General features: G+C 49.6%; 2 protein-coding genes. Both read right to left on the bottom strand.

Annotated elements, in window-relative coordinates; all coding sequences use genetic code 11:
• Positions 1–394 precede the first annotated feature (394 nt).
• A complete protein-coding gene (gene malQ, locus ACLUYS_RS09595) occupies positions 395–1,888 on the bottom strand; it encodes a 4-alpha-glucanotransferase (RefSeq protein WP_230266496.1) in 1,494 nt (497 codons plus the stop codon).
• A 519-nt stretch (positions 1,889–2,407) separates the two neighbouring features.
• Positions 2,408–3,421 (bottom strand): pyridoxal phosphate-dependent aminotransferase (locus tag ACLUYS_RS09590; RefSeq protein ID WP_412659740.1); only part of this gene is annotated, 1,014 nt, incomplete at its 5' end.

Genomic DNA, 3,421 nt, shown 5'->3' with positions numbered 1-3,421 from the left:
CTCCACAACCGCCTGACCCCCGTCGGGCTCGGCTGAATCTGTAATCCTGTAACATGGCCGGAGTCCCTTTCAAAATCCGCTCTGCCGCTTCCCTGACCGGAAGCGGTTTTCTTTTTGTTTGCAAGATCCGCGAAAAGGCACTCGTGCGGTCTGCTCAAAAAGCTCTGCTTCTTCGGGCAGCCGCGGACGCTGAGAAAATGTCCGTCCCCTTCTGCCCCATTCCGTCCAGATCCAGTTCAGCCCCGTTTGGTCCCATTCTCTTCTATTTTGTCCAGTCCTGTTCTGTTTCATTTCGACATAGAAAAAACACCGGTTTTCGGCGCGAATCGTTCGCTGTGAAAACCGGTGGGACGGATTTGTGTTCCTGTTTTGTTCCGCTCTGCGGTTTAGAAAATCAGGCTTCTTCGGCCGATTCTGCCGGAATGCGTCCAGCGGCTTCGAGCCAGCCTTTTACTTTCTGGAGCTCATCCGGGAACGTCTTGAAGTCTTTCAGCTTCCACGTCCAGTTGGGCACGTCTTCGTTTTCCGGATCGTTAATGCGTCCCTGTTCCTTGATGCCGAGAATATCCTGCATGGCAAGAAGGACGAGAACGGCTTCGCTGTTGATCGCAAAGTGGCACACGAGGTCGTGGAACGAACGGTGCTCGTATTCGCGCTTTTTAAAGAAGCGGCGAAGGGCGATCTTGCGGTTATTGGTAAAGGAAGCGTAGTCCTGTTCAATGGTCGGGGTGTCATAAAACGAGGTGTAGACCGCGGAAAGCGGGGCCGCTGCCTTTTTGAGCAGTTTGGTTTCCATACGGTACTGCAGAACATCCATGACCGGAATGGAAAATTCCTTTTCCATTTCCTTGAGCGTCGGACGCATCAGACCCTGATCTTCGGCAGTAAAGAGCACGTTGGGAAGATCGTTCTTGATCATTTCGAGCAGCGGACGGCCTGGTCCGGCGGACCATGCGCCGTGTTCCGGGTTGCGGTCTTCTGGGACTTTCCAGATAAAGTCAAAGCCCTTGAAATGAACGATCCGCATCGCGTCGAAGTTCCTGGCGGTCCAGATGAATCGATTGCGGAAGTTCACGTACTGCTCTTCCTTGATGTAGTCAAAGTTATACATCGGCTTGTCCCACACCTGACCGTGTTCGTGGTAGTGATCAGGCGGGCAGCCGGCCAGCTGAATGGGTCTGCCGTCAGGCTGTACCATGAATTCCCGCTTGTGCGACCAGACTTCCATGCTGTTCATGTTCACGTAAAACGGAACATCCTGCATGAGCCGGAGGCCTTTCTTGCGCGCGTACGCGGTAATTTCGTCAAGCTGCTTATAAAAAATAAACTGCAAAAACTGAATATAGAACACTTCTTCGACGTAAGGACGAAGGTTGATGCCCTGCTTTTCCGGCCATACCTGGTAATCGAGTTCCCACTCGGTCCAGCCTTTGCCGTCGTTCAGATTGCGGAACAGTTCATAAACGGTCCAGTTGTTCAGCCAGAACGCTTCACGCTTGAACTGTTCGAATTCTTCTTTCCATTTTTTATAGTTTTTGCGGAAAGCCTTAAAGGCTCTCTGAAAAAAGGGTTCTTTAAACTGACGGACTGTATCGTAGTCCACAGCGTTTTTAAACTTGTTGCAGTTGATGACGCTGCTCTGGGTCAGAAGTCCCATCTCCGCCAGGCGATCAATATTGATGTAAATCGGATCCCCGGCATAGGCAGTTACAGCACTGTACGGCGAATTGTGTTCGTGTACAGGATTGATGGGAAGCATAGACCAGATCTTGAATCCGGCATCTGTCAGTTCATCGATCATCATCTGAGTTTTCTGTCCGAGGTCTCCTATTCCCTGGTTTCCAGGAACTGAAAAAAGAGGAAGAAGGACTCCAGCTTGTCTTTCCATTAGTTTCACCTGCCAAATCTATTTCGTTTTCATTATTTCTTTTCGGTATAAGCACGGATATTTTATCATAAAGCGTATTTTTTTAACGCATTTATTTTAGTTTTTCTGTTCTGTCCGGCATAATAATTGACAATGAATTGATAATTATTTCGAATTCGATTTTGTTTACCATCCATTAAAATTCGCGATACCTCTCGTAATTTTCAGCTCATTTTGTCTTCGCGCAGAGTGAGGATTTTTTCTCACTTTTATCTGCTTGCTTTTATTGTGCATAAAAATTGTCTTTATATGATGTTAAATCTCTCAAAACCTGTTAATTTCTCACATTTTGTCCCGGAGCGGATTCTGAAGGGATTCGGCCGCGCCTTCAGCCGGACAGAAATGCGCGGCTTTCGGCAGTAAAAAAGCCCGCAGGCCTTGCGGCTTTGCGGACTTGAAGAAAAAACAGGAAAAGGGAAATACTGATGCGGCTGGAAAATCGAAAACGGTTTTCCGCCGTTTTTTTCTGTTTGGAACGATCTAGTCGAGCTGGTCTTCGACCGCTTTAATGCGGGCGGCCAGACCGTCGATGACGTGAAGCGGCATGGAGCAGACGGCGATGCGAATGCCCTTGTTGACCTTGACGGTGTAAATCTGGTTTTCCATCAGGGCCGCATGCAGGCGGTCGCACTTGTCATTGTCCATTGCGAGCGTGACGAAGAAGCCTTCCTTGTACGGGTAGTGAACCAGACCGGCTTCTTCGGCCTGTTTTACAAACAGATCCGAACGGGCTTTAAGCAGATCCACATACTTCTGTTTTTCTGCCAGGTATTCATCCTTTTTCGTACGCATGATCGTCGAGAACGTTTCCATGGCGCCATTGTTGACGTTCGACCAGGTCGCGCGGGCGGTCTTTTCGAAGACGACTTTCAGTTCGTCCACGCCTTCCTGCGTTTTCGCCATCAGAATGGCTGCACCGCAGCGCAGACCGTAAGAGGTCAGCGATTTGGAAATGGAGAAGGCAACGATTACAGCAACGTCGTCCGAAATCTTGTCGAAGCAGCGGAAATATTCCTTGGCTTTCGCACCTTCATAGGCAAAGTCGATGTAGGCAATATCATTGATCAGAACGACCGAATGGGTTTTGGAGCATTCGTTCAGGAATTCGATCACGTCTTCCCATTCTTTTCTGGTCATCGAATAGCCGGTCGGATTCTGGCACGGGTCATTGATGATCAGAACCAGACGGTCCTGCTCTTCCATGACGGCTTTGCATGTCGCCTTCAGGGAGTCGAGATTGAAATGATCGCCTTCAAAGAGCGAATACGATTTCGTTTTCAGATTGTGCATCTGCGCCATGAGGGAGTAAGAGCCCCAGGCGATTTCCGGAATGATCAGCGTCTGACCGGCTTCGAGGCAGTTTTCAATCGACATGCCGACCGCACCGGTTCCGCCTGGCGTGGCGATGACTTCCTTATACAAATCGGAATTGCCGTCGAGCACCCAGTCCAGAACATCTTCCTGGAAATCCGGGTTTCCGGTAAAGCTGACCGC

The sequence above is a fragment of the Allobaculum sp. genome, assembly GCF_047010065.1.
Lineage (GTDB): Bacteria > Bacillota_I > Bacilli_A > Erysipelotrichales > Erysipelotrichaceae > Allobaculum > Allobaculum fili.
Note: the sequence above shows the minus strand (reverse complement) of the source record. Positions and strands in the feature narration are given on the sequence as shown.

What these genes read in the sequence shown, in the direction of transcription:
- malQ (WP_230266496.1), bottom strand. Translation starts at nt 1,888, where the DNA reads ATGGAAAGACAAGCTGGAGTCCTTCTTCCTCTTTTTTCAGTTCCTGGA.